Source organism: Candidatus Williamhamiltonella endosymbiont of Tuberolachnus salignus, from assembly GCF_964019775.1.
In the GTDB taxonomy this organism is placed as follows: Bacteria; Pseudomonadota; Gammaproteobacteria; order Enterobacterales; family Enterobacteriaceae; genus Hamiltonella; species Hamiltonella defendens.
Genome location: NZ_OZ026471.1, coordinates 1,056,512 through 1,081,420 on the forward strand (window position 1 = coordinate 1,056,512; position 24,909 = coordinate 1,081,420).

Genomic DNA, 24,909 nt, shown 5'->3' on the forward strand with positions numbered 1-24,909 from the left:
CTGTTAAATTTTACAACCACCGCTGGAACACTCATCATCCATCGATAGATTTTCTTTGACATCAGCCTGCACATCATCTGCACCATCACGTGTATTGTGATAATACAGCGTTTTGATCCCCCATTTATAAGCGGTTAAAAGATCGGTTAATAATTGTTTCATCGGTACTTTACCGTTAGAAAAACGCCGTGGATCATAATTCGTATTGGCGGAAATCGATTGGTCCACAAATTTTTGCATTAACCCCACCAGCTGAAGATACCCATCATTATCAGGAATATTCCATAACAGCTCGTACGCTTCTTTTAAAGATTCATATTCTGGAACAACCTGGCGCAAGATACCGTCTTTTGAGGCTTTAATGCTGACATAACCTCTCGGCGGTTCAATGCCATTGGTGGCATTAGAAATTTGTGATGAGGTCTCAGAAGGCATTAGAGAGGACAGCGTAGAATGACGTAAACCAAACTTAAGAATATCTTGACGCAAAGATGCCCAATCATAATGCAGGGGCTCCTGGTGGATATCATCAAGATCTTTTTTATAGGTATCGATAGGCAAAATGCCTTTAGCGTAACGGGTTTGATCAAACCAGGGGCAAGCCCCTTGTTCACGTGCCAAATCATTAGAAGCCCGAAGAAGATAGTATTGAATGGCTTCAAAAGTACGATGGGTCAAATTATTGGCACTGCCATCAGAATAACGAACCCCATTCCTGGCTAAATAATACGCAAAATTAATCACACCAATACCCAGAGTGCGGCGCGAAACCGCGCTTCTCTGTGCCGCCGGAATCGGGTAATGCTGATAATCTAATAAGGCATCTAAGGCGCGCACAGAAAGAGTGGCTAATTCCTGGAGTTCGTCCAGGCTGTTGATGGCACCCAGATTAAACGCCGAGAGCGTGCAAAGGGCAATTTCCCCTTTTTCGTCATTGATATTGTTGAGCGGGGCGGTCGGTAACGCAATCTCCAGGCACAGATTAGATTGCCGAACGGGCGCGACTTTGGGATCAAAAGGGCTATGCGTGTTACAGTGATCCACATTTTGGATATAAATACGGCCTGTTGATGCCCTCTCTTGCATCAGCAGAGAAAAAAGCTCGACCGCCTTGATCTTCTTATGACGAATGTCAGGGTCGGCTTCATATTGCACATAGAGCCGCTGAAATTCACTTTGATCTGAGAAAAAAGCCGCATATAAGCCTGGCACATCTGAAGGGCTAAACAGCGTGATCTCTTCTCCTTTTAACAACCTCTGATACATCAATTTATTGAGTTGCACGCCATAATCCATATGACGCACTCGATTGCCTTCAACGCCTCGGTTATTTTTCAGCACAAGCAAACTTTCGACTTCAAGATGCCATAAAGGATAAAAAACAGTGGCAGCGCCACCCCGTACCCCTCCTTGAGAGCAGGATTTGACCGCGGTTTGAAAATGTTTATAAAAAGGAATGCAACCGGTATGAAAGGCTTCACCGGAGCGAATAGGGCTGCCCTGCGCACGGATAGCGCCCGCATTCACACCGATCCCTGCACGCTGTGACACATATTTGACAATCGCGCTGGCAGTCGCATTAATCGAATCCAAACTGTCGCCACATTCAATTAAAACGCAAGAGCTAAATTGACGAGTGGGGGTTCTGACACCCGCCATAATCGGCGTAGGTAAAGAAATTTTAAAGGTGGAGATCGCATGATAAAAGCGTTTGATGTAATCCAAACGTGTTGAAGCCGGATAACGAGAAAACAGACAAGCAGCGACCAAAATATATAAAAATTGTGCACTTTCATAAATTTCGTGATTCACGCGATTTTGTACCAGATATTTCCCTTCCAATTGCTTGACTGCAGCGTAAGAGAACGTCATATCTCGCCAGTGATCAATACATTCATCCATCTGTGCAAATTCATCTTCACTATAGTCTTCCAAAAGATGGGGATCATATTTTCCCATTTTGACCATTTTTGAAACATGCTCAAATAAAGGGGGCGGCTCAAAACGGCCATAGGCTTTTTTTCTGAGGTGAAAAATAGCAAGGCGGGCAGCGAGATATTGATAATCGGGCGCTTCACAAGAAATTAAATCAGCGGCCGCTTTAATCATGGTTTCATGAATATCTTCAGTTTTAATGCCGTCATAAAACTGAATTTGAGAACGTAATTCAACCTGAGAAACCGAAACATGATTGAGCCCCTCTGCTGCCCAATTAATCACCCGGTGAATTTTATCCAGATCAATCGATTCTTTTCGTCCATCACGCTTAGTCACAAGTAAGCTGTGGTTCATTTGCTTTTTACCTTTAAAGAAGTCAAAAACGTTTTATAAAAATAGTTCAAATTAAAAAAGGAAAATTGAGTCAAAACACAATATATAGTGCCTACAAATTTTTTTTATAACAAGATAATGATAAATCGCCGATCTGGCAAGTGAGAAAATTGAGGAATTTGTGAATAACCCAGTGGATAATTGTGTGGATAACAGGAGATCGCAATGACAAACAGGAGATTAGCGTCAATAAAAAAAAGACAGTTTTGATAAAAAATGTCTCTCTTCGAGATGAAAAAGGGCGTGTTGCATCAAAAAAATGACATTAAATTAATGGACAACATTAGTCCCTACAGCATCATCTCCACTGGCTTGAAGAATTTGCTTAAGCTCGTCGTCCACATTATTTAAATTATTATAATTATGCATATTTTTTTCTCCTATACACTGTGTTTTCCAATAATTGTGGCTTTCAATTGACCCGCCGGTACTGATGAAATACATTTTAATGCCGCTATTTTTTATTTTCTCGCACAGGCCTTCTTTGATTAAGCTCTCAGATATGTTTAAGGTATTATTGTTAAATCGTATTCGTAAAACTCTTTTATTATCATCATTAATCGCCATGGGGGGCGCTTCCTCTGTATCAGATATGATAATTAATAATTTTTTACTATTAGTTCCCCTCGATAATAATTTAACGCCAGACAATATTCCTGAACTTATTAAGTTGTAACCGGGAATGAGTTCATCCTTAATAATCATGAAAATTTCATTTTTTTCACGAGTCAGAGGAATAGGATCCCTGTATAAAGAGAGGCCACATAAACGATTATCCAGGCTTGCAAGACTAATGACATTAGAATCCGTCATGGCAAATGGTATATTGTTTACTGTTTTTACAAAATCAATACTTTTGCTAATAACTTCTGTTTGTCGAGGTGCTTTAAATTGAGCAGGACCAAAATTCATGTTGTCATAATTAGGTTTGAAAAGAAAAACAAAAGGTTGCAAACAATACCGTCCTTCTTTCACTCCCCACGAAAAAGGCACAAAACCCACTTTATTTAAGGGATTCATCTCTAAAATAGTATTTATTTTTTCTATCAACACTTCTTTTAACTCATTAATTTCTTGTCTTGTCTCCCAACTCATTCGAAGTGGATTTTCTATCGTATGACGATAAAAACTAAAAACAAAAACAACATCCATAGGCTCTTCCTGATACGCTTTTTGAGCTGCCGCTTTACCTGAAACACTCATTGTTGAAAATAAATTAAAAATAGATGAATAAGCATTTCTTAATGTAATGGTATATTTTCTTTTTAAATCATTTTGATTGGGAGAAATAATCTCAATACTTTCATTAGTTGCTGTTGTTGAAGGAATAAAAGACTCAATATGACTGAGGGCTAAAAAACGATTTCGATCTCCTGGCGTTCCAGAGGTATCGCCATTATCTTCCGCCGTTAATATTAAACTCGTTTGTTCTAAAACTTGCTCTGTTTTAATTTTTTCATTAATTAAACGACAGTATTCAAAAGTGGCATAAATTAAAATAAGAAAAACAGAAAACATAATGAGAAAAAAAACAAAAATAGCGCCTTTTTGATTTTTGAAAAAATATTTTACAGGTTGAACTCCCTTATTCAATAAATAAAATAATCTCAGTTTTTTTATGATACTCAACATCGTTATTGTTTTTCCTTAAAATTTAAAAAAGAATCAGCGGGCCAACATCATGGGCGAGGAAGATTTAATCTCTGGTAAAAAATGGCTGGGGAACACGCTTAAATTAAAATCCGGTGGGGGCATACAAATGGTCACTCGATAAAACGGGATCCATTCATGATTGATGCCTCTCCCCTTTTTTTTAACGGAGAATGACCTCTTTTCTGTTCTTTCGATCCTTTCGACGATCGCCCTCAACGATTCTGCAGGCGAGCAAGATGGCGTACCCTGAGCACTACTCAGCGGCCTCACGAATGTTTGTGCGTTTTGTATCTGAGTTTGGTTCGTCCCTGGGGACTGCGGATCATCTTCAAAATAAAGAGATTCTAACACCAGCGCAGCTCCAGGCTTGTTAAAATCCATATGATTATCTCGAAATAATTCGCTTGCGACACGTACTAATTGATCCGCCTGTGCCTCTGTTAAAAGAGGCTGACCAGCATATAATACAGTTCTTTCTCTTAATACGCTTGAAAGCGAGTAAGCAATAGAATCGAATCTTCCTTTTGTATTGATGTATTGAGCCGTGGTGCTTAATATAAAAAATAAAAGCACAAAAAATAAAGTCACCAGACACAATTCAACTGTGATGCTTCCTCGTTTATCATGAAAAAAATTAAAAACGTTCATGTTCTTGAACAAAAAGCACCTCACGAATTAAAGTAAAATTCATTAGAAAACCTGGCAATAAAAAAGGCTGATATCTATATTCCACTCTGTATTGACCCAATGGCTTACTGTTGGCATCGGAGTAATGATGATTACTGATAAAATCGTCGAGATTTGAATAAAATTTCAGACTTAAATTAGCCCCCCTCGCGTCAAAAAAAGGACTCAGTTGATTCGTTTGTTTTGCTAATTCAGTTGCAAGTGTTGCTTGGTAATTGACGTTTGGAGTATTTTTAGCTCTTTGAATCGATTTTAAAATCGCCAGATCAAGAGAGATGCTCGTGATGAATAAACGGGCTGATTCAAACAAGAGAAACAAAAGCAAAATCAACATGGGCAGACACAATAAAAATTCTGTCATAACCACTCCTTCACGGGCACGAAAAAATTGATACAAAGACGTTTTTTTCATTTTTTACCCTTAATTGAAAGGTTTGGTTGGGAGATTTGGCTTAGTGCTTTAATCAGCTTATCTGGATAATCAGATATTTTTTCCATTTCAATTATCTTTTTTGCATAAGAATTATCTTTTATTTGAACTAAGCAAAAAATCAAATTATGTATTAATTTTGGATCTTTATTACCGTTTAGATATTCCGGTAAAAGAAAAGAAATGGCTTTTTTATAATCGTTCTTTAAAATAGCAAGCACGGCAAAATTGTTTAATACAGTGGAATCTGAAATAAAAAGATCTCGAGATTGTTTAAAAGCGTTTTCTGCTTTTAAAAAGCTCCCTGTATTGGCTAATGAAATACCATATAAATTAAACCATTCCGCACTTTTTATATTATTTTTCAATATATTTTCGATAATAATTTGAGCTTCTTCATTTCTATCTTTTTTGATTAAATTTTTTATATGTAATAAATGAATTTTTTCATCTTGTTTCAAATCATGAGATTTTGAAACAAGAGGTTCCAGGTAGTATAAAGAAGAATCGTTATCTCCAGATAAATAATAAAACTCTGATAATTTTAATCTGACTGTGCTGTCTTCTTTTTTTTGTAAAAGATTACGATATAAAGCAATTAACCCAGGATAATTTTTTGATTTAATAAGAACACTTTCTTGTTTTATTTCATCTGTTTGATAATCTTTTTTAGGAGAAACTGTACAGCCGGTAAGTAATATTAAAATTGTAGATAAAATAATTCTATTGATTTTTTGGCTCATAAGAATTGATCTCCTAAAAATAACTCTAAAGCAGTTGGGGATATAATTAATAGTATAAAAGGAATAAGGATAAACAAAAATAAAATCAAGGTTAATTTTACGGATAACTTACTTATTTTTTCTTCAGATTCCATTAATTGCATTTCTCTAATATCGGTTGAAAATTTCATTAAATGCTCATATACCGAAGAACCGAAATCAACACTATTTTGTACTGCATTACAAAACATTTTTATTTCTAAAAAAGAAACCTCTTGATACAATGTTTTAATCGCATTTTCAAGACCGTGGACTTCTGCTTTACGAACGACCTGCATGATTAATGAAGCGATATCCTCATTAATTTTATAAAAATTTTCAGCACTATAAGTTAATGCATTTTCTATCGTCATTCCGGCTTGAATACAAGCTGCTGTCATATCAATGAAAAAAGGAAAAGAAGATAACATCAAGCGAGTTTTACGAAAAATAATACTTTTAATTAATAATTGATAAAAACCAATAGAAAAAATACTGCTCGTCAAAAATAGTGCAATTAATATATTTTTTGAGTATTCAATTTTCCAAAAAAATAAAGCTGCTGCAAAAATTAAAGCAAATAGACTAGTAATACAAAATATGATCTTGTTTTTTTCTAATAAAAAATCTGGAATTTTGATCACAGAATAAGTCGTTTTTGTTTTTAATGCAGGTTTGTTTTTTTGAGTTTCAACCTTCTTGTCATTGACTTTTTTATAAACCGATATTCTTTTTTTTCTATCAAAAGAATAAAACAATAAAGTTGTTCCTAAAAAACACAAAATAATAAAAATAAAGAACATCATATTATATTGCTTTCCTGAACATATATCTCATGATAAAAATGCCTAAAGTATTACTTGCCAGGCAATAATAAATAATTATTTTCCCTATTTCATAAGAAAAAATTTTTTGAAAAGATAAAGGATTCATAAAATAACTGAACGCAAAAAATATAACAGGTATCAATGTGACCACCCATATAGACATTCTGATCTCCCCTGTCATCGCCATTTTTCTTTTTTCCATTTTATTATAATTTGTAACAACCTGGTTTAATCTATGGATTAATTCTCTTAATTGGCCACCTTGATTTATATTAAGCATCAAAATATTAATGAACATATAAAATTCAGGGTAAGAAAAACGCTGATAGGCATCATAGAAAACGGTGTTAATGTTTTCGCCAATAGATAAACGACGAAAAATTAAATCACATTCTTTACCTAAACCGCCTTTAATTTCCTGGCCTGCTTTTTTAAGTATTTCATTAACACTTATTCCGCTGACAGAACCCATATTAAATATTAATAAAAGTTCTGGAAATGTTTCTGTAAAATATATTTTTTTTTGCTTTTTGTAATATAAAATTTGAATAAAAATAATGAAGGCAATAAAAATAATCGCAAAAACAAAACACAACAAATAACTTAATTTGAACAAAAAATGATTGATAAAAAAAGCAAAAATAAAGCAGAAAAGAGGCAATAAAATATAACCTTTCTTTTTTTCATGAAAAATTTCTTGAATATCAATAAACCAATTTAAGGTTAATTTTTTAAAAAATTTTTTTTCAAAAAATAAGCTTGATTTCCTGGTTTGTTTTTGATTAATCTTCTTTTTAATTTTTATCCAGTTAATAACATTAAAAAAAAATAGAAATAAACCAATGACTAAAATCATATAAAACATTATTTATTTGCTCCGTCAAATATTTGATTTAATTCTTGACTCATATTAAAAATAGTGGCGCGCTTTCTAACAGAAGAACGAATAAATAATCCATGATTAACAAATTCACCACTGAGTTTGCCTGCGTGATTTCTTTCTTCTGCAGGAACAAAAGAAAAAATGTCCTGTAAAAGCACATTGTCTCCTTCCATTCCCATAATTTCTGTTATATGGGTGATTTTTCGAGAGCCATCATTCATGCGAGAAGCCTGAACAATCAAATTCACTGCCGAGGTGATATTACGACGAATCACATTAATCGGTATTTTCGTGGATCCCATCATAATCATGCTTTCTAAACGCGTGATCGCATCTCGAGGCGTGTTCGCATGTATGGTAGTAGAGCCGTCATGACCTGTATTCATGGCCTGAAGCATTTCAAAGGTCTCTTCTCCTCGACACTCACCGATAATAATTCTATCGGGTCGCATACGGAGCGCGTTAATCACCAGATCACGCATGTTCACTTGACCTGTATTTTCAAGACCCGCGAGGCGGGTTTCCATTCTGACAACATGGGATTGCTCTAAATTCAGTTCAGCCGCATCTTCAAGCGTAATAATTCTTTCATTATCAGAGATATATTTTGATAAGGCATTCAGCAAGGTGGTTTTACCAGAGCCGGTTCCCCCAGAAATAATAATATTGGCCCGGCAACGGCTGGCAATAATTAAAAAATTAGCCATCTCACTGCTCAATGCATTCATATCCAATAAATCTTTTAAGCGCCGATTATTTTTAGCAAATTTTCTAATCGAAAGCGCAGTACCGTCGAGCGTGATAGGATTAATCACCACATTTAATCGGCTACCATCTAATAATCGAGCATCACCTAAAGGCCGTGATTCATCTATCCGTCGATTGACCTTTTGCATTAAACGTTTAGCAATGTCCGTTAATTGTTGATTGTTAATAAAGCGACAGTTTGCTTTTTCAAGTATGCCTTTTCTTTCAATAAAAATGTTTTCTGGACCATTCACCAGAATATCACTGACAGAATCATCTTCCATTAATTGCGTTAACGGACCAAAACCCATGATTTCATCTGCTATCATATCAATCATAAAATACTGAGCCTGAGTATTTAAATGATATTGATTATTATTAAAATATTCGTCAAAAATATCGACTAAAGCAGAGATTAATTTTTTTCTATCTGTGATTAAATGATCTACCTTTTCAATATCAAGGTTAGATAACATCTCTAGTCGTATTTTTTCTTGAATTTCTAAACTAATCAGCATATTTTCTCATTTTATTTTTTTATCATTTTTAAAAATGGCGTTAGCCAGCCTTTTTGTAAATAAAAAGGAATATCTTTTAAACCCAGAATTGATTGCGATAACTTCAAAAGATTTTTTTTGTGTTTTTCATAATAATAAGGAGAATGAACAAAATTTTTCGCATTTTTAATATAAGGAATTTTGATATCAATCGATCTTTCTAGTAAAGATTCAATATCTGGTATGGCAAACATATCTTTTGTTTTTGGACGATTTTCATTAACACAGGTGATTATTCTAGTTGATTTTTGATTGTTTTTTTTAAAACGTTCAAAAATATTAATAAAGTTTTTAGCCACCCTGACAGATGTCATAGAATGATCGAGCACTAACACAACAACATGAGAATGATTGATATATTTTTCTAAATCTTCTCTTTCAAAAAGATAAATAGGTTGATCAAATATAATAAAGTGATATTTTTTTTGTAAATTTTCTTCAATATTAGAGATAGATTTTTCACCTAAAAATAAAATATCTAAATTTTTTTGATAATTAAAAACAGTATTTCCGATTTTACTCTCAGTGATTAAATCAATATCCTGAGATCCCTGTTTCCCCTGTGATAATAATATTAAAGAATTTTTTAATTCGTTGATGGATTGTGCTAACTGATAGCTGAGCAAAGACGAGCCAACGCCCCCCCTACAGCCTAATACGCTGATTAAAAATGAATTTCTCAGTTTTTTAATTGAAATCCCTTTTATAAGATGTTGTGTCAACTCTGTTATCTGTGAATCAGCATGTAAATATAACAAACCCTGTTCAGTAAATTGTTGTGCAACACGGATAGAATCATTGCTTCCTACTAAAACGCACCAGGCCCCAGAAGGAATCTGGCTTTGAACAAAATTTAAAATAAAATCAACGTCTTTATGGCTGCCTATATCTAATATCACGCCTGAGAGAGCATCAGGAAAATCTACATGGGTCAATTCAGAAAAATCTAAAGACATTTCTTTTATATTTTGAATACCAGATAAATAAACCTGATCTGAAATTTTGCCGCTCAATTCAGTGTTCTTTGAAAGAATAGCCACCAAATTTTCACTTGGGCGTTGATTATTTTGAGAATGAATTGAATTTTTACTTAAAAATAGCGACATAAATTTATTCTGACTTTAGATGAATAATAGAATTATGACGATTTGCATTCACAGCACATCCTAAATGCTTTTCATCACAATTGGTGGTTTCTTCATTTCGTTCTTTAAGATAGATCATTATATGCTGATTCTTTTTTTCAAAAGAATAAGGATTTGCTCTTTCTACCAAAATCACCCCAGCAGGAATATTCATGGCCATTAATTCTTTTTTTAAAATCATTCCACTTTTAAGAGAAGATTTTATGGGTAGCAGCAATTTTATATTAAGAGAAGGGGTGTTTTTATAAATTTTAATAATGTCATCAAAAATCATTTTTTTATTTAAATGATGAACTTCATAACTTTTTATTTCTTTTTCAGGCAGATAAAAATAAGATCCCTTAGGAGGTTGAACGGGCCCTGCTTTCAGTGAAAGTGTTAAAAAGATTAAGCTGATACCGATGAAAATATATTTCATTGAATAAATCCTCCTTTGCCAAGAAACGCCTCGGCTTCTTTTTTCTGAGATATGTTTTTTATGACAGAAAGATTTAAAAAACGCGCAATAGAGGGTGTTTTCATAAAATCCGGGAGCGTGATTTCTTTAGAAGGAATGGGTTTCACTAAATTCACTGTGGCCACCACAATTAATTCAATACTTCTGTTATTAGTTTTGGTATGACGAAAGAAGCTGCCTAATATGGGGATATCACCTATGAAGGGCACTTTTTGAAGCGCCTCTTGTTCCTCTTGATTGATTAACCCACCTAATACAAAACTTTCTCCATCGGCCAATTCAACAGTGGTGTTTGCTCTGCGTTTTTTTAAGGAAGGCATAGTAAACTCTTCAGCTTTTGTATTACCAATAACGCTACTGATCTCTTCACTTAACATCACTTTAATACGCTTGTTTTCATTGACTTTGGCTGTCACGCTTAACTTAATGCCGAACTCCTTAAAGTCAATGCTGGCTCTATTCGATGCGTCTCTGTCCTTGACGTAAGGGATCTCTCCCCCAACTAAAAAAGAAGCACTTTCACCAGATAGAACAGATAAATTAGGTTCAGCAAGAACCCGAGCAATGCTGTCATCTTGAAGGGCATTGACCAAGTGAGTGATTCTATCCGCGGTAAAATTAAATTTATGAAAAGAAAAGGTGCCTAAGTTAGCCCATTTAAATCCAATATTGTCTTTAAATTCTTTTGAGACTTCGACAATACTGAGTTTAACGTTCACCTGATTAGAGACAGGGAGTTGAATTTGGTTGATCAGGCGTTCATAAACCTTATTGGTCAAAGAAGAGTTGACATTTTCTGTAGTTTCACTGGCATCGCCCTTATCACTAATGTCTAAGCGAACAGAAACTGTATCTTTATCATTGGATTTAGGACTTTGTATCGATTCCCCAACCATTCTGACGATATTGTCTCTGACTTCTTCTGTGGGTGCCATGCCTGTTAAAAGATAACTTTTCCCTATTTTTTCTATCTGAACCTGACTCTCAGGGTATAGCATCCGAATTTTATCAGAGACGACTTTGATGATATTATCCACCATCACAGTCGCATGATATGAAATATTTTGATTGGGCTCGAAAAAAGTGAACTCTGATTTTCCTTCTGCTTTCGCATAAATAATGACTGTATTATGGTCCACTATTTTATAATCTGCGACAGCGGGGTTAGAAACAAAAACAGTATCGATGTTTTGTTTTTTTTTAATCACAAGGGATTCTCCTTCAGACATAAAAAGATCGCCTGTGTTTGCTGCGTTCGCAGATCCGGGCAATGTGAAAAATCCGAAAATAAAAAATATTAATTTTATACATCTTTGATAAAAAAATATTCTTTTCAATTGAGTTACCCTCTTAATTCTTTGATGACTTTTAATTTAGGCATAATTGTAGAGAGTTTATTTTCTTGACTAGAACCTTTCATAGGGACCAGGATCAAATCCCCTGATTGTTCCGTCATGAAAATAGTTTCTAAATCAGAAACTTTAATACTGACATCAATATAACCTAGCGTATAATTTTTGTTATTTTTATTTATTTTTGATGATTCTTCATCAGAATATTTTTTTATACTCACAATTTGTATATCAGGAATAATCTTTGTAAGGACATAATCTTGATTATTGTTAGTAGAGCTATTATTTGATTTAATAGAAATATGGTCAGGGTTATTTATCTGGTTTGAATTTGAACTTTCTGCAGTTCTGAGTTGCAAAGAAACATGATCTCCAGGATGAAATAAATTAAGTAAATACTGATTTTTTTTACCTATCTCAAAAGTATAGATCATTTTTCCTGATTCTAAATTAAATTTTATAAAATCCGGGCTTTCCGGTTCCGCTATCATTGTTCTTGTAATATAAGCATTTTTTTCTAAATTATTTTTTAACAAAAATCCTTCAATCGAAGACAAAGGAGATAAGTTATTTTTAACTAAAGGGCTAGATTCAGGAAGTTCTTGATGACTCAAAATATAATCTTTATTGTTTAATAAAGCCCCAATCTCCAGATTTTCTTTTGCTTTGGCCAATAAAACATACACTTTCTTTTCACTGATCACATTGGTGGCATTAGTGATCAAATCTTTTTTATCGTCTTTATTATTTGTGAGTAATCCAAAAACACCAATCACAATAATTAATATAGAAAATAGTAACACTACTCTATAATTCATTTTGGTTTTATTCCCTTTTTTTAAATAAATGATTTAAAAAAATTAAAAATACTTAATAAGTAATACTTAATAAAAATCCTAAGGCAATGGCAACCCCATAAGGGATCCCTCTTTTTTTTATGTCAGAAAAAGAAATCAACATTCCTAAAAGCAGAACCAATAAACCACAGATTGAAGTGTAAAATATAAAATTTAAAATTTGTAAATGATTTAAACCCAATATCAAGGCGGTTATTAATTTAATATCCCCACCGCCCATCAGGCCAAGAACAAAAATAAAAAAACCTATCAATAAAAAAATAAAGGCACTTAAAAAATTGATATTTTCATTAAAAAAGTACCCATATAAAATGCTTGTCACCGCAATCATGAAGACTAATTTATTACTGATGAGGCGATATTTGATATCGGTGTAACAAACAATCGATAGTTCAAAAAAAAAGAGACTGATTAAAAAAAACGGTAATATTTCCATATAAAAATATTCTTATTAAATAAGATACCTTCTTAAAATCTACAAAACTGAAATATAAAAGCTCAAAACTCTCACTTTAAATATAATCGCAATTCTATTTTATAGAGTGATAATACACTTAAAATTTTTAAGAAGATAACCCACATTTAAAAATTTTTTTAAGCTGTCTGAATGATGGATTACTCTAATTACTACCACCACCTGCACCACCACCTGCACCAGCACTAGAAGTAGAAGTAGAAGTAGAAGTAGTAATAGCTGGGATATTCTCCACACCATCTTTAATCAATTTTTCCAACGGTGTCTTAAGAACTGCTCCTAATCCGACTACAACACCAATAAGTATGACATACTCAACAAGCGTTGCTCCACGCGTATCTTTTATAAATTGCCTGAAATAAGTTTGACAAAAAACGTAGGGTTTAATAAAAATGTTTCTCATGATTTTTCCCTCTTTTATATATAAGATAATAAGAGTTTATATATTATGTTGTTATATTCACAAATTATACTTTTTTATAAATAAAATTTATTTTTAATACACTCAATTTATTTAAAAAAATGAATGAATCTCAAAAAAAATTTATTGATCTTTTGTAATGTTGATTTTAAAAAACAACAAAAATAAACAAGAATAATTTTAAAAAATCCTACATCATTCATCAGGCAATAGAAATGAATTTTGATAGCACTGTTAATAAAATTAATATTGGCATAGTCTCTGCTTTTATCTTTGTATCAGACTAAAAAAAGAAAGTTTATCTCAAGATTGGGTTTTTTAGATTGCCATATCAGTAAAAATAGATTTTTTTAGAATCGAATTTAAAGAATTATGTTATTATCACAGCATCTATTTCAGTTGAGTATTTAATCAAATCGTTCACGACATGCATTATTCTTAATATATGTGTTACAAGGATTCAACATAATGAAAAAAAAGCGTCATTTTTTTTTAATTGGATTAAATTTGCTGTGTTTTAGTTCAATCAGTGAAGCTGAAAATTTGTTACAGGTTTATCGGCAAGCAAAAAGCAGTAATCCTGATTTACGTAGTGCAGCAGCAGAACGAGATATCGCATATGAAAAAATCAATGAATCACGTAGTTCCCTGTTGCCTCAGATAGGTTTAAGTGGTCTTTATGGTTATCAGGAAGGCTTGAGAAGTAACACAAATTTGAAATCTAACAAAGCGACCGCTTCATTACAATTAAGACAAACTCTTTTTAATATGTCGAAATGGCGAGAAATGACGTCTAATCAAAAATCAGCGGGTATCCAGGAGGTTGATTTTCAAGTCAAAGAGCAAAAATTATTGCTGAGCACCGCAACGGCTTATTTTAACGTATTGAGAACTATTGATATCTTGTCCTTTACCGAGTCAAGAAAAACAGCGATTTATCGGAAATTAGATGAAACAACACAACGATTGAACGTTGGATTGGTCGCAATCACAGATGTGCAAAACGCCCGTGCTGATTATGACATGATTTTAGCTGATGAGGTGAAAGCTCGTAATGAGCTTGATAATGCTTTGGAAGCATTGCGTGAAATCAGTGGGGGTGATTATGCTTCCTTGAGCACTGTTAATGTAGATCGCCTTAAGGTTTCTCGCCCCGAGCCCGTTAACCAGCTCGTTAAAGAAGCAGAACAAAAAAACCTGGAATTACTGGTTGCCCGTCTATCTCAAGATTTCGCGCGTCATCAAATTAAATTGGCACAAGCGGGTCATATGCCAACCCTGAATTTAAATGCTTCCAGTGAATTCAGCAACATCTACAAAAGGAAAGGGCCTTCGAGTGAAAAGAGTTATAACGGGGAAAATAGCGTGAGTATTAATTTAGATATTCCACTGTATCAAGGAGGGTTTACCCATTCTAAAGTTGAGCAAGCTCAACATAATTTTGTCAGACTCAGTGAAAAATTGGTCAGTAAAAAACGAGAAGTGTTTAAAAACCTTCGCTCTTCGTTTAATAATATTTCGGCTGCCATCAGTGGTATTAATGCTTATCAACAAGCTGTTGTTTCTGCAAAAAGTTCATTAAATTCGATGGAAGCCGGTTATAATGTCGGGACGCGTACTATTCTTGATGTATTAAAATCGACCTATGAGCTTTATGACGCTAAGCAAAAGCTTTCTAATGCACGTTATGATTATTTGATTAATACATTAAACATAAAATATAGTTTGGGTACTTTAAACGAGTCAGATTTAGCCTCAATTAATAACCTGTTAGAAAAATCTGTTTCTACCTCTGCGACTACATTGGCTCCTGAAGTTTCAACATTAACGAAGAAAAGAAAATTTTAGGCCTGGGAATAGCGCCCTACAAAACCGCAGACGAGAAATTCTTGTCAGTTGGAGACGGGGCCTAAAATCGGGGTCTATAAGATGTTTTTTTCTGATGTGAAAATAAAAAAACATCTTATTTTCTAATACGAAGAATAGGCGTTTCACCTGCTTTGACTTGACCTGTGAGTTTTATCATCTCTTTCATTTCGTCCATATTAGAAATCACAACAGGCGTGAGACAGGATTTCGCTTTATTTAAAAGTAGCGGCAGATCAAATTCAAGAATCACCTCTCCTTTTTGAACATACTGGCCTTCTTTTCCAATACGTTTAAACCCTTCGCCTTTTAGCTCAACAGTATCAATACCAAAATGAACAAAAAGCTCAATACCATTATCGGATTGCATAGAAAAAGCATGATTGGTTTCAAAAATTTTTCCAATGGTGCCGTCAATCGGCGCTCTTATTTTGCTGCCTGTAGGTTTGATAGCAATACCGTCACCTACAATTTTTTCAGCAAAAACAACATCCGGGACCTGTTCAATTGGAATAATTTCCCCAGATATAGGAGAATAAATATCAATGATTCTATTTAATTGTTTATCATCTGATGAAAGCCATGATTTTAATTTATCGATCAACCCCATGATTTTTCTCCTAGATATTAATCTTTAGTTCGGTATTTTAAGGCGATGCATTCTACAAATGAATAAGCGTGTGTTTTTAGAACAATAAGTATTTTTATTGTTTCCAGGTTTCTTTGTGTAATAACGGTCTACAGTATTATTTCGATTCCGTTTTAGAGAAACGGCTAAGCACATGCATAATATCTTCGGTGGTTGATTGACTCAGTACTTCTTCGGCGAGTTTTTTTGCTTCTGAAAATTTTGTTTTACGAATAATCCCCTTTATTTTTGGGATTGCAATCGCACTCATACTAAATTCATCCAGCCCCATGCCGAGTAGCAAACAGGCCGCACTTTTATCACCTGCAAATTCACCACACATGCCCGTCCATTTGCCTTCTGAATGAGAAGCATCAATGACCCTTTTTATTAAGTTGAGTACAGAAGGAGACATGGGATTATAAATATGGGCAATGAGTTCATTTCCACGATCAACTGCTAAAGTATATTGCGTCAAATCATTTGTGCCGATACTAAAGAAATCCACTTCTTTTGCAAGGTGATGAGCATTAATAGCTGCAGAGGGTGTTTCTACCATAATGCCTATTTGAATTTTTTCATCAAAATTAATTTTTTTGCCGCGTAATTGTTCTTTCAATAATTCTATTTCTGATTTGAGTATACGTATTTCTTCAACAGAAATAATCATCGGAAAAATGATTTTGAGTTTCCCAAAAGCAGAAGCCCGTAAAATAGCTCGTAATTGGGTATGTAATATATCTTTACGATCCAGGCTAATCCGAATCGCCCGCCACCCAAGAAAAGGATTCTGCTCTTTTGGAAGGTTCATATAGGGTAAATCTTTATCACCTCCGATATCCATGGTCCGAATGATCACAGGCTTTGGAGACATGGTTTCAGCGACAGCTTTATAGTTTTCAAATTGCTCCTGTTCTGTCGGAAAATCATTCCGATTCATAAAAAGGAATTCCGTACGATACAGCCCAATGCCTTCTGCGCCATTATTTTTAGCACCAGGGATATCATTTTCAGTACCAATATTGGCAAAAATTTCAACTTGATGCCCATCTTGAGTCACGGCGGGTAAATTTTTTAACTGAACGAGTTCTTCTTTTTCAGTCATGTATTGATGTTTGAGCTCCATTAACTTATTGATAATATCTTGAGTGGGATTGACATAAACTCTGTTATTAATACCATCAAGAATTAAATTATCCCCATTTTTGATTTGTTTTGTGGCATCTTTAGTGCCAACAATAGCGGGTAATTCAAGTGAACGAGCCATAATAGAAGTATGAGAAGTACGGCCACCCAAATCAGTGATAAACCCCAACACTTTTTCAAGATCAAGTTGTGCGGTTTCAGAAGGGGTTAAATCTACAGCCACTAAAATGACCTCTTCCGTCATGCTACCCAGATCAGTGACAGGCAAGCCAAGCATATTTTTAAGAAGACGTTTGCCAATATCACGTATATCAACAGCCCGCTCTTTCAGATATTCATCATCCAGTTCTTCCAACTCTTTAGCTTGAGCTTCAATCAAAAAATGAACAGCAGAATCAGCAGACACATTTTTATTTTTAATGCGATGGATGACATCTTTTTCAAATTCTTCATCTTCTAATAGCAGGATGTGGCCGTCAAAAATGACGGCTTTTTCTTCGCCTAATGTCATCTTTGCTTTCGCTCTTATGGCTGCAAGTTGTTCAGAAGATTTCGTACGAGCCCTTATGAAACGATCGATTTCAAAATCGATCAGCGCTGGAGAAATATGATTCGAATTGATGGTGATTTCATTTTCTACTAGCAAATAGGCTTTAGCAAAAGCTATCCCCTCGGACACTAAAATACCTGAAATCATTAGATTTCCTTATTTTTTATAAAAAATTTTAACGTTAAAACAGTCGAGGCTTTACTTAAGTTCTGCCAGTAATTTGACTAAATATTCAACCGCCTTTTTTTCGTCTTCACCCTCAGCTGATATAACAATACTAGTACCTTCAGCCAAACCTAAAGTTTGCAATTTAAACAGGCTTTTGGCACTGGCACTTTTTCCGTCTGAAATGACTTTAATATCACATTTAAATTGTTTTGCTTCTTTAACAAATTGGGCAGCTGGACGTGTGTGTAAACCATTTGGAGCTTCAATAGTAACTTCTTGTTCAAACATTCTGTTTACCTAAGTTTCAAAATTATAATGAAATTACACTTATTATCAGTTCTCGGCTCTTGTCAGTTTTCGATTATTATGTCTGGATTTTCTCCTGCTTAATATCCTGGCTGACAAGCTGCCATCCCTCTTTTTAGGATGGATATCAATCAGACACAGAGGTCATATTTTTTAACGAGCCACTCCTGCGAATGAACGACGATGCTGAGCATCATACGGACGATTTTGATCGCTGAGTGAACGAGTTGATCGCCTCTCTGATGATGGGCGACGTTCCCGTCGCTCCTGCGGACAATCACCTAAAAGTTTAATATTGATAGGCTTATTGAGAATATGTGTACGAGTGCAATGAGACACAATGTTTTTGTGCATTTCTTTTGGCAGCTCGATGGTCGAATGGGAGGGAAACAAGCTGATGTTGCCAATATAACGGCTGCTGATATCACCTTCATTTGCAATGGCCCCCACTATGTGACGAATCTCTACACCATCATTACGACCCACTTCGATACGATACAGTTGCATTTCTCCAATATCGCGTCGTTCTCGGTAACAAGGGCGTTCAGACGAGTCACGATAATCACGCCAGCGATGAGTTGAACGGACCTCTCTTTCATGACATTCGCGACGCGCTGAACGAACAGGATCTGGCGGTAAAATTAACGGACGCTCACTCTGGGCCATTTTTAGCAAAGCGGCTGCAATCATTTCTAAATCAAATGGTTCTTCTGGCCGTAATTTTTTCAGCAAAGTTTTATACATTTCCAAATCACTGCTTTCAATGTGTTGTCTGACTGTAGCGGCAAATTTTTCTAATCGACGTTGGCTGAGTAATTCTGCCTTGGGTAACTGAATCTCCGGAATAGGCTGTTTTATAACACGTTCAATATTTTTTAATAAACGGCGCTCGCGATTTTCAACAAATAACAAGGCCCGCCCCGCCCTACCGGCTCTTCCTGTACGACCAATACGGTGAACATAAGACTCAGAATCCATGGGAATATCATAATTAACAACAAGACTAATACGATCAACGTCCAAGCCTCTTGCGGCTACATCAGTAGCAATTAAAATATCTAAACGACCATCTTTTAATCGCTCTAAAGTTTGTTCACGTAAAGATTGGTTCATATCACCGTTTAACGCCGCACTGTTATAACCACTGTCTTCCAATGCTTCTGCGACTTCCAGTGTAGCGTTTTTTGTTCGTACAAAAATAATAGCAGCATCAAAATCTTCTACTTCTAAAAAACGAACCAAAGCTTGATTTTTACGCATACCAAACACAGGCCAGTAACTTTGATTGATATCAGGTTTAGTGGTGACATTAGAATGAATGCGAACTTCTTTTGGCTCTTTCATGAAACGGCGAGTAATGCGGCGAATGGCGTCTGGCATAGTCGCGGAGAAAAGTGCTGTTTGATGTTCGGCGGGGATTTTAGCCAGGATGTTTTCCACATCTTCTATAAATCCCATACGCAGCATTTCATCAGCTTCATCCAATACCAGACCTGTCAACGAAGATAAATTCAAAGTGCCTCGTTTTAGGTGATCTAATAAACGCCCTGGGGTACCCACCACAATCTGTGGTCCTTGACGTAAAGCTTTTAATTGAACGTGATACGGTTGCCCCCCATAAAGTGCTAATACGTTAATGCCTTTCATATACTTGGAAAAATTGGTTAATGCTTGAGCAACTTGAACAGCGAGTTCACGGGTAGGTGCTAACACCAGAATTTGAGGGGCTTTGATATCAGGTTTAATATTCTGTAAAAGAGGTAAACCAAAAGCCGCTGTTTTTCCGCTTCCGGTTTGTGCCATTCCGAGCACATCAGAACCGTTTAGCAGATGCGGAATGCATTCCAATTGGATAGGAGAAGGTTTTTCGTATCCTAAATCAGTAAGAGCAGAAAGAATAGATGGGGACAGCCCCAATTTAGAAAAAGAGATAGGTAACTCAATCGTCATGTAAAAATGCCTCATTAAAAATGGCGGCCAGTCTACATAACTTGTCGAAAAAAAATGGAATGATTTTCATTGAAAAGTGTGAACTGGCTCAAATTAAATTATAAAAAATAACAATGATCTACTAGTTAGGTATATAGTTAGGGGTAAAACAAAAATAAATCAGTTGGGGGCGTATTTAGTTTTGTTTTTAATGCTTTACCCTCTAATAAATGCGCCTGTTTTTGACCCATCAGTGCCAATCCTGACAATTCACATCGAAGGCTTCATAGACAGTATCAAAATTTGTGTCTGTGTTAAATGAGTTCCTAAATTCTTAAAATAGTTAAATTTTTAAAATCTATCAGGAAATCTCCAATCCTTAAAAAAGAATTACGTTCAAACAATCAGAAACAAAGGGGCCGTATTATACAGCACTCCTCTCTGATATAAAAGCTGCACTTAATTTGGCGCCCTGTTATGCGCTTTTATTGAATGCGCCTACCCTAAATTAATTTAAAAAATTTTTACTGTTTCTGCGATTCTTCGAAAGAGGAATCAACAGGAGTATCTTCTATTTTATGTTCAGAAGTATCCGCTATAGCATCTTTGATGCTTAAACGAATACGGCCTTGGCGATCAATCTCTAAAACTTTGACTGATACCTGTTGCTTTAATTTTAAATGATCTGTTACTTTTTCTACCCTACCTTCAGCGATCTGCGAAATATGAACCAACCCTTCTTTAGCAGAGGCAATCGAAACAAAAGCACCATAATCTGCAATCCGGGTTACTGTTCCTTGATAAATGCGCCCCACTTCAATATTGGCTGTAATTTCTTCGATGCGTTGTTGAGCAAAGGCAGCACTTTTTTGACTTAACGCAGCAATAGTAATATTGCCATCATCTGAAATGTCAATCTTGGTATCCGTTTCATCAGATAGCGCACGGATCACCGCTCCCCCTTTACCGATAACATCTTTAATTTTTTCAGGATTGATTTTTATATTGTAGATATGAGGGGCATACTGAGAGATGGTAGAACTCGCTGAACTAATGACCTGATTCATCACACTCAAAATATGTAAACGTGCCGCTTTTGCGTGATGCAAAGCAGATTGCATAATTTCAGGTGTAATACCTTCAATTTTCATATCCATTTGCAATGCAGTAATGCCTTCAGAAGTCCCTGCTACTTTAAAATCCATATCACCGAGATGATCTTCATCGCCTAAAATATCAGATAACACAACAAATTTATCCTCTTCTTTGACGAGCCCCATAGCGATACCTGCAACGGCAGATTTGATAGGCACACCTGCATCCATAAGGGCAAGAGAAGCACCACAGACCGAGGCCATCGAAGAAGAACCGTTCGATTCTGTAATTTCTGAAACCACCCGAACAGTGTAAGGAAACTCTTCTATATTCGGCATCACAGCCATCAATGCTCTTTTTGCTAAACGAGCATGACCGATTTCGCGTCGTTTAGGTGAGCCAAGCATGCCTGTTTCTCCCACAGAATAAGGCGGGAAATTATAATGAAATAGAAAAGAATCTGAGCGTTCGCCCATCAGATCATCTATTGTTTGAAGATCACGCGAGGTACCCAAAGTCGTTGTGACCAATGCTTGAGTTTCACCACGAGTAAATAATGCCGACCCGTGTGTACGGGGTAAAATACCTGTACAAGCGTGTAAAGCCCGAATCATATCCTTATCACGACCATCAATACGAGGCTCGTCTTTTAAGATACGTTGCCGCACGAGATTTTTCTCAAAATCGTAAAGAATATCTTGAATTTGCTCCGCATTTACAGTTTCGTTTTCTTTTAAAATCCTTTCAATAATATTTGTTTTTATCTCATTCAATTTAGCGTAACGTTCTTGTTTATCGGTAATAAGATAAGCGTTGCTTAAATCTTTTTTATCTTCTTCTGTAATACAGGATCTCAATTTTTCATCCACAATTTTAGGTGTAAAAGGCCATTTTAATTTACCTGCCTTTTTCACCAGATCATTGATGCTTTCAATGACGATCTGCTGCTGCTCATGACCAAAAATAATAGCGCCTAACATTTGCTCTTCAGTTAAAATATTGGCTTCTGATTCAACCATTAAGACTGCGTTTTTTGTACCGGCAACCACTAAATTTAAATCACTTTGTTTTAACTCTTCAGGAGTAGGATTAAGCACATACGCCCCATTGATAAATCCAACCCGGGCAGCGCCTATAGGCTCATGAAATGGGATACCGGATAAGCTTAATACAGCAGAGGCGCCTATCATGGCAACGATATCTGGATTCACCTTCGGATTCACAGAAACGACCGTCGCTATGACCTGTACTTCATTTAAAAAATCTTTAGGAAATAGAGGTCTGATAGGACGATCAATTAAACGAGAAGTTAAAGTTTCCCCTTCGTTTGGGCGAGTTTCACGTCGAAAAAAATTACTGGGAATACGGCCAACAGCATAGCTACGTTCTTGATAATGTACGCTTAAAGGGAAAAATGTTTGTCCAGGTTTGGCCTCTTTTTGGGCGACGACAGTAACCAAAACGGCAGTACCTTCAATGATTACCATTACAGCGGCCGTAGCCTGGCGGGCCATCATGCCCGTTTCTATGGTGACTTTGAGCTGCCCGTAATCAAATCTACAGATAGTCGGAGTGAACAAAATAGTATCCTTTTCTTATATAATAGGCGGTGTGAAATTTTTTTATGATGCTTATTTCTAAATCAGTATCAGAAAGCGATAAACGATAAAATTGATATATTAGATAAACTGTAGAAAAAGGGGCCGATTGGCCCCCTTTAATGTGATTATTTTCTGCATTATTTACGTAGACCTAAGGATTGTATCAGATCTGTATATTTGGATATATTTCGTTTTTTTAAATAATCAAGCAACTTACGACGCTGAGAGACCATGCGCAAGAGACCCCTGCGGCTATGATGATCTTTTTTATGTTCTAAAAAATGTTTTTGCAAATCATTAATTCTTAGTGTCAACAGAGCAACTTGAACTTCAGTAGAACCTGTATCATGAGCAGAACTACCATGCTCAAGCACTACTTTGGCTTTTTGTTCAGCATTTAGAGACATAATTTTTAACCTCAAAAAATGTAATAGAATGGACCCGATCTCTAATTCAGAAATTGACTACATCAAGCTTTGTGCCATTCTATTTTGTGTTGATATTCTCCCTTCTTAAAGCAGTAGGGCATTTCTGATACATCATAGCCAAATGCATTTTGATTGATCAAAATCATTGATTGTAAGACGAACAACCATGGTGGCTTTTATTGAGCATCTTGTTATTGAATGTCAAAAATAACGTGATTTTATGACGTGTTATAAAGCATCTGAAACATTTCTTAATAAACGTTTTGGCGCGATTCGGCCATGAGCATCAATAATACCAATACCAATAAAATGACGCTCACCACCTTCAGTGAGGCGTACCATGGTGTCGGTAGGATTGTCAAAAAATGAAACAGGCTGACCTTGTTTAATACAAGCAGCAGCGCCAGATTCTAAGTTAACTTCTGGAAGGTGTAAAGCAGTGCTCTCAATCGGCAATAGCAATAAATCTATTGCAGAGCCTAAAGTATTATTTTTCAATGTCAGTTCTTCGAGTTTTTCTAATGTCACCATGGAGTCATGCGTGTAATCTGCTACCTGTAAACGACGAAGATCGCTGACATAAGCACCGCAGCCCAATACTTCGCCTAAATCGTCTACTATTGTTCTAATATAGGTGCCCTTGGAACAGTGAATTTCAAGTTCTAGTTCATGCCCCTCCCAACGAAGACATTGTAAATCAAATACGGTAATGCGCCGAGCTTCACGATCTAATGTCACTCCTTGACGTGCATATTCATATAGAGGTCTTCCTTGATGTTTTAATGCAGAATACATAGAAGGTATTTGTAAAATAGGCCCCCTAAATTTTTCCAGGGCTTCTTCTAACTGAGGTTGCGTAAATGTGATTTCTCGTTTGTTAATAACGCTGCCTTCAGCATCAGAGGTTTCTGTTTTATGACCCAGATAAGCAGTCACTCGATAGCGTTTATCCGCATTAAGCAAAAATGGCGAAAATTTAGTGGCCTCACCGAGGCAAATCGGCAACATGCCTGTTGCTAAAGGGTCTAATGCACCTGTATGCCCTGCACGACGGGCAGCAAAGAGAGATTTCACTTTTTGTAAAACTTGATTTGAGGAAAAATTTTTGGGCTTATCTAATAATAAAATCCCATTAACATCACGACCGGAGTGTCGGCGTTTAGATTTCATTTTTGATGTTACTGTCAGTTTTTTGATGTTTTTGATCCGACTTGGTAGCATGAGTGACTAAGTTATACATACGTATGCCTTCGATTAACGAGTCATCATAAATAAAAGTCAGGTGCGGCACGATTCGTAGGCACATTGCTTTCCCCAATAATACTCGGATATAGCCAGAAGCTTCCTGAAGAGCCTTAATCCCATCTGCATGATGATGATCTGGAGCCATATTTTCTGTTAAATCATTGAGAAACGTCACAAAAATTTTTGCATAGGCTAAGTCACGAGACATTTTAACGCTGGAAACGGTGACCATTCCAACTCTTGGATCTTTAATTTCACGTTGAAGGATGAGGGCAATTTCTTTTTGTATCTCGTGAGAAACACGTTGAGCACGACTAAATTCTTTCATGATATTCGTCTCCAAATAAATTGAGGTTTAACAAGC

Annotated in this window: 24 protein-coding genes; 1 reads left to right on the plus strand and 23 read right to left on the minus strand. The window is 35.6% G+C overall.

Annotated features, from left to right (window positions below; genetic code table 11):
• Nucleotides 1–3: 3 nt before the first annotated feature.
• From nrdA to AACL23_RS05095, 14 genes are all read right to left on the minus strand, one after another.
• Entirely contained in the window at nt 4–2,292 is a 2,289-nt protein-coding gene (gene nrdA / locus AACL23_RS05030) for a class 1a ribonucleoside-diphosphate reductase subunit alpha (protein WP_100096752.1), read from the minus strand.
• Between the two features lie 309 nt (nt 2,293–2,601).
• Entirely contained in the window at nt 2,602–3,849 is a 1,248-nt protein-coding gene (locus AACL23_RS05035) for a tight adherance operon protein G (protein ID WP_339050476.1), read from the minus strand.
• A gap of 147 nt (nt 3,850–3,996) precedes the next feature.
• Nucleotides 3,997–4,632 carry a tight adherence pilus pseudopilin TadF gene (gene tadF / locus AACL23_RS05040; protein ID WP_044612240.1) on the minus strand — a complete coding sequence of 212 codons (636 nt, stop codon included), beginning with the start codon at nt 4,630–4,632 and terminating at the stop codon, nt 3,997–3,999.
• Nucleotides 4,619–5,083: a TadE/TadG family type IV pilus assembly protein gene (locus AACL23_RS05045; protein ID WP_100096754.1), complete on the minus strand. Its 465-nt coding sequence runs from the start codon at nt 5,081–5,083 to the stop codon at nt 4,619–4,621. Before AACL23_RS05045 ends, tadF begins: the two co-directional genes overlap by 14 nt.
• The gene (locus tag AACL23_RS05050) at nt 5,080–5,844 is read right to left on the minus strand and encodes a tight adherance operon protein D (RefSeq protein WP_339050480.1); all 765 of its coding nucleotides are present in this window, start codon (nt 5,842–5,844) and stop codon (nt 5,080–5,082) included. The genes AACL23_RS05045 and AACL23_RS05050 overlap by 4 nt, the downstream gene beginning before the upstream one ends.
• On the minus strand, nt 5,841–6,668 hold the full coding sequence (locus tag AACL23_RS05055; RefSeq protein WP_234817389.1) for a type II secretion system F family protein: 828 nt from the start codon (nt 6,666–6,668) through the stop codon (nt 5,841–5,843). Before AACL23_RS05055 ends, AACL23_RS05050 begins: the two co-directional genes overlap by 4 nt.
• A 1-nt stretch (nt 6,669) precedes the next feature.
• The gene (locus tag AACL23_RS05060; RefSeq protein ID WP_100096756.1) at nt 6,670–7,554 is read right to left on the minus strand and encodes a type II secretion system F family protein; all 885 of its coding nucleotides are present in this window, start codon (nt 7,552–7,554) and stop codon (nt 6,670–6,672) included.
• Nucleotides 7,554–8,837, minus strand: a complete 1,284-nt coding sequence (locus AACL23_RS05065) for a CpaF family protein (RefSeq protein WP_339050485.1) — start codon at nt 8,835–8,837, stop codon at nt 7,554–7,556. Before AACL23_RS05065 ends, AACL23_RS05060 begins: the two co-directional genes overlap by 1 nt.
• Nucleotides 8,838–8,848: 11 nt before the next feature.
• Nucleotides 8,849–9,982, minus strand: coding sequence for a pilus assembly protein CpaE (locus AACL23_RS05070; RefSeq protein WP_339050487.1), 1,134 nt, complete (start codon nt 9,980–9,982; stop codon nt 8,849–8,851).
• 4 nt (nt 9,983–9,986) lie between these two features.
• Entirely contained in the window at nt 9,987–10,439 is a 453-nt protein-coding gene (locus tag AACL23_RS05075; protein WP_095033864.1) for a hypothetical protein, read from the minus strand.
• Nucleotides 10,436–11,707 carry a type II and III secretion system protein family protein gene (locus tag AACL23_RS05080; RefSeq protein WP_339050490.1) on the minus strand — a complete coding sequence of 424 codons (1,272 nt, stop codon included), beginning with the start codon at nt 11,705–11,707 and terminating at the stop codon, nt 10,436–10,438. The genes AACL23_RS05075 and AACL23_RS05080 overlap by 4 nt, the downstream gene beginning before the upstream one ends.
• Nucleotides 11,708–11,820: 113 nt before the next feature.
• Nucleotides 11,821–12,648: a hypothetical protein gene (locus tag AACL23_RS05085; protein WP_100096759.1), complete on the minus strand. Its 828-nt coding sequence runs from the start codon at nt 12,646–12,648 to the stop codon at nt 11,821–11,823.
• A 52-nt stretch (nt 12,649–12,700) separates the two neighbouring features.
• Nucleotides 12,701–13,123 (minus strand): A24 family peptidase, encoded by a 423-nt coding sequence (locus tag AACL23_RS05090; protein WP_046493565.1) that lies wholly within the window; start codon nt 13,121–13,123, stop codon nt 12,701–12,703.
• 184 nt (nt 13,124–13,307) lie between these two features.
• Nucleotides 13,308–13,565, minus strand: coding sequence for a hypothetical protein (locus tag AACL23_RS05095; RefSeq protein WP_339050492.1), 258 nt, complete (start codon nt 13,563–13,565; stop codon nt 13,308–13,310).
• Between the two features lie 486 nt (nt 13,566–14,051).
• Here AACL23_RS05095 and tolC point away from each other — a divergent pair, with 486 nt between their 5' ends.
• On the plus strand, nt 14,052–15,431 hold the full coding sequence (tolC, locus tag AACL23_RS05100; protein WP_100096762.1) for an outer membrane channel protein TolC: 1,380 nt from the start codon (nt 14,052–14,054) through the stop codon (nt 15,429–15,431).
• Nucleotides 15,432–15,546: 115 nt separating this feature from the next.
• On the opposite strand, the gene crr is transcribed toward tolC, so the two are convergent.
• The 9 genes from crr to rbfA all read right to left on the minus strand — a co-directional run bounded on the left by crr (nt 15,547) and on the right by rbfA (nt 24,876).
• On the minus strand, nt 15,547–16,059 hold the full coding sequence (gene crr / locus AACL23_RS05105; RefSeq protein ID WP_012738045.1) for a PTS glucose transporter subunit IIA: 513 nt from the start codon (nt 16,057–16,059) through the stop codon (nt 15,547–15,549).
• Between the two features lie 136 nt (nt 16,060–16,195).
• Complete coding sequence (gene ptsI / locus AACL23_RS05110) at nt 16,196–17,920, minus strand: phosphoenolpyruvate-protein phosphotransferase PtsI (protein ID WP_100096763.1); 1,725 nt, start codon at nt 17,918–17,920, stop codon at nt 16,196–16,198.
• Nucleotides 17,921–17,971: 51 nt separating this feature from the next.
• Nucleotides 17,972–18,229: a phosphocarrier protein Hpr gene (gene ptsH, locus AACL23_RS05115; RefSeq protein ID WP_012738047.1), complete on the minus strand. Its 258-nt coding sequence runs from the start codon at nt 18,227–18,229 to the stop codon at nt 17,972–17,974.
• A 171-nt stretch (nt 18,230–18,400) separates the two neighbouring features.
• Entirely contained in the window at nt 18,401–20,197 is a 1,797-nt protein-coding gene (locus tag AACL23_RS05120; protein ID WP_339050494.1) for a DEAD/DEAH family ATP-dependent RNA helicase, read from the minus strand.
• The gene (gene yrbN / locus AACL23_RS10230; protein ID WP_100096765.1) at nt 20,187–20,267 is read right to left on the minus strand and encodes a protein YrbN; all 81 of its coding nucleotides are present in this window, start codon (nt 20,265–20,267) and stop codon (nt 20,187–20,189) included. Before yrbN ends, AACL23_RS05120 begins: the two co-directional genes overlap by 11 nt.
• A gap of 433 nt (nt 20,268–20,700) precedes the next feature.
• Nucleotides 20,701–22,851, minus strand: a complete 2,151-nt coding sequence (gene pnp, locus AACL23_RS05125) for a polyribonucleotide nucleotidyltransferase (RefSeq protein WP_339050496.1) — start codon at nt 22,849–22,851, stop codon at nt 20,701–20,703.
• A 158-nt stretch (nt 22,852–23,009) separates the two neighbouring features.
• The gene (gene rpsO, locus AACL23_RS05130; RefSeq protein ID WP_012738051.1) at nt 23,010–23,279 is read right to left on the minus strand and encodes a 30S ribosomal protein S15; all 270 of its coding nucleotides are present in this window, start codon (nt 23,277–23,279) and stop codon (nt 23,010–23,012) included.
• A gap of 249 nt (nt 23,280–23,528) precedes the next feature.
• A complete protein-coding gene (gene truB, locus AACL23_RS05135) occupies nt 23,529–24,470 on the minus strand; it encodes a tRNA pseudouridine(55) synthase TruB (RefSeq protein WP_012738052.1) in 942 nt (313 codons plus the stop codon).
• Complete coding sequence (rbfA, locus tag AACL23_RS05140) at nt 24,460–24,876, minus strand: 30S ribosome-binding factor RbfA (protein ID WP_164703705.1); 417 nt, start codon at nt 24,874–24,876, stop codon at nt 24,460–24,462. The genes truB and rbfA overlap by 11 nt, the downstream gene beginning before the upstream one ends.
• Nucleotides 24,877–24,909: the final 33 nt, after the last annotated feature.